The organism is Spiroplasma sp. Moj (assembly GCF_016082285.1).
Taxonomy (GTDB): Bacteria; Bacillota_I; Bacilli_A; order Mycoplasmatales; family Mycoplasmataceae; genus Spiroplasma; species Spiroplasma phoeniceum.
In genome coordinates, this window is the sequence record NZ_MQTY02000126.1 from 1 (window position 1) to 2681 (window position 2681).

Here is a 2681-nt window from a genome sequence, read left to right on the forward strand (position 1 = left end):
AATAAAATCAAATTTATCAAATTTCATAATTTTAGATTCCTATAATTTCTATTTTAAATATATTTTATAGGAATTTTAAAATAACTAGGTTATGCAAGAAGTCTATTGANGATGTAAAATTTAATATTAATGAAATTAAAACATAACCAATTAATACGGTATAGTAATTAGCGACAATAAACATAAAGGCTGATTCAAATCAACTGATAAACCTACTTGCTTTTGGGTTTTCTTCATCAAAAATATTAATTAACGATTTACGTCGCATATTACCAATGTTGAATTCTAAAATTAATAACGGAATGCCACAAGTAATAATTGCTAAAATATATAAAACAAAAAATGCTAAACCTCCATTTTGCTTTAATAAGGTGGGGAACCCCCATACATTACCAAGTCCAATTGCTGCCCCTAATGTGGAAACAATAAAACCAAACTTGCTAACATGCTTCTTCTTTTTCATTTTTTAATTCCTTTCTTTTAAAAATAAAAAACAATTACTAATAAATTATTAATAATTGTCCTTAACGAATAATATTTCTTTTGATTAATAAAAAAATATCGCTGCATTTCTTTCTCAAATTTTTCTTATTATTATAATTCTGTCTCTAAAAAATTGAATAGTAGTTTTAGTTTAGAAAACTAATTCTGAAACAACACTATCATCGTGTTCAGAAATCATCGTGCACCAAATACTCCTGCAAATACTTGATGCACATTTAAGAAAAATATTGATAGGGGCATGCCTTCCCTGTTTGGTAACGACACTTCCCATGGACTATATTAATAATTTTTCCAATAATTTGACAAAAATAAAATTTTCAAAGATTTTGTTCTTGATAAATATTTGTTCCTGTTATCTCACTTTGATATTTTATAAAAGATAAGAAATAAATAATCATCACAATTGAGCCTGTTATATAAATATATTGAATTGATAAAACAACACTAAAAAACTAAAGCTGATTAAAATGGCAAACAATAATTGATAATAAACTTGTCAATCTTTTCAAGTTTTTTAATTGCAAATCATTCTAATCTTCTTTTTAATAGATATATTATAACCATAAAAAAAATACTAATTCTACTTTTTTTCAACAAATTAGTATTTTTTTTATTTATTTAACTTGTTTTTGATAAACTGATGCTTTTGTTTTATTTCGTCCAAATTTTTCAAACTTAACAATTCCATCAATTAAGGCAAATAAGGTATCATCACCACCACGCCCAACATTTACTCCTGGGTGAACTTTTGTTCCACGTTGACGATAAATGATTGATCCTGCTCTAATTGTTTGGCCATCAGCTCTTTTTGCACCCAATCGTTTTGAATGTGAATCACGACCATTTTTAGTCGATCCTACTCCTTTTTTTGAAGCAAATAACTGTAAGCCTAATGCGAACTTCATCATTATTCTTCAACCTCCTTTACACTAATAAATTTTTGATATTGCTGATAAATTGTTAAAAATTGATAATAAATTGTTTGTAACATAACTTGTAAGTCAGCACTATTATTTTTTACTGTAATAATAATTATTCTTTCTTTAACAATGAATTGACAACTATTTGGTTTAATTTGATCAATTGCATTTAAACCACCAGTTGCAATTCCTGTTATTGCGGCACAAACAAGATCTTTACCATATTCAGCTGCTTTAGCATGACCAGTAATTTCAATTTTTTTAATTTTTTTCTCAGTTTTCGTAATTATAATCTTAATCATAATGTTTTACTTGTCACTTTGTTTTGTTTTTGATGCTGGTTTTTTTGCTGATGTTGTTGATGAACTTTTAGTTGCTGGCTTTGCCGCTACTGGTTTTTTATCACCTGAAGAAACTGCTTTTGTTGTTGCTGTTTTTTCTGTTGTTACTGGTTTTTTATCAGTAACAGGTTTTACAGTTGACTTTGTAGCAGTTGTTGATTTTGTTACCGTAGGTTTAGCTTTGGCATCTGTTGTTGTTCCTTTAGCAGAACCTGATAACAAAATTTGATCAATTTTAACTTTTGTATATGGCTGACGATGCCCATATTTTTTATGTTGTGTTTTCTTTGGTTTATAATGGAAAACAACAATTTTCTTTTGCTTTCCTTGTTTTAAAATTGTTCCTGTTACTGATGCTCCTTTAATAAAAGGAGTTCCTACTTCTCCATCAATCATTAAAACTTCAGTGAAATTAACTTTTTCACCTTCATTACCATTTAACATTTCAACAAATATTTCATCACCTTGAGAAACGCGAAGTTGTTTCCCTCCAGTTTTAATTATTGCAAACATTTTTACACCTCCAGTTTAGACTCGCCTTGTAAGTAGATAAGTATTGCATATCCTTTAGGTACTTAAAAGTCAAAAAGCGGTTGAAACTGAAACAACCATAATTAATTATATCGTTATCTTAAAAAAATTCAATAAATTTTATGTTTTTCTTTGTGAAAACCATATACATTTTAGACCACTGATTTAGTCTTTAAATTAGAATGGAGATTAAAATGAAAAAGTATATGGTAACAAGCATTCCAACTGAAAATGAATTATATTCATTACAACGAAAAATAAAAAAATGATATTTACAACAAAAACTTACAAAAGAAATAAATTATATTTATCAAAATGTCATTAATTATTTTAATTTATGTCAGAAATACTATTTATATGAAAATTCACTAAATAGCTTAATTAA

The 2681-nt window shown here is 26.9% G+C and carries 3 protein-coding genes and 2 pseudogenes; 1 reads left to right on the forward strand and 4 read right to left on the reverse strand.

What is annotated here, in order from left to right; all coding sequences use genetic code 4:
* Positions 1 to 64 precede the first annotated feature (64 nt).
* The 4 genes and pseudogenes from BST80_RS04910 to rplU all read right to left on the reverse strand — a co-directional run.
* Complete coding sequence (locus BST80_RS04910) at positions 65 to 463, reverse strand: hypothetical protein (RefSeq protein ID WP_415746223.1); 399 nt, start codon at positions 461 to 463, stop codon at positions 65 to 67.
* Between the two features lie 655 nt (positions 464 to 1118).
* Entirely contained in the window at positions 1119 to 1409 is a 291-nt protein-coding gene (gene rpmA, locus BST80_RS04915; RefSeq protein WP_348737153.1) for a 50S ribosomal protein L27, read from the reverse strand.
* Positions 1410 to 1411: 2 nt separating this feature from the next.
* On the reverse strand, positions 1412 to 1726 hold the full coding sequence (locus tag BST80_RS04920; protein WP_415746224.1) for a ribosomal-processing cysteine protease Prp: 315 nt from the start codon (positions 1724 to 1726) through the stop codon (positions 1412 to 1414).
* Between the two features lie 261 nt (positions 1727 to 1987).
* Positions 1988 to 2278, reverse strand: a pseudogene (gene rplU, locus BST80_RS04925) (50S ribosomal protein L21); the annotation flags it as partial.
* A gap of 200 nt (positions 2279 to 2478) precedes the next feature.
* Between rplU and BST80_RS04930 the strand changes: the two are divergent.
* Positions 2479 to 2681 (forward strand): annotated as a pseudogene (locus BST80_RS04930) (hypothetical protein); the annotation flags it as partial.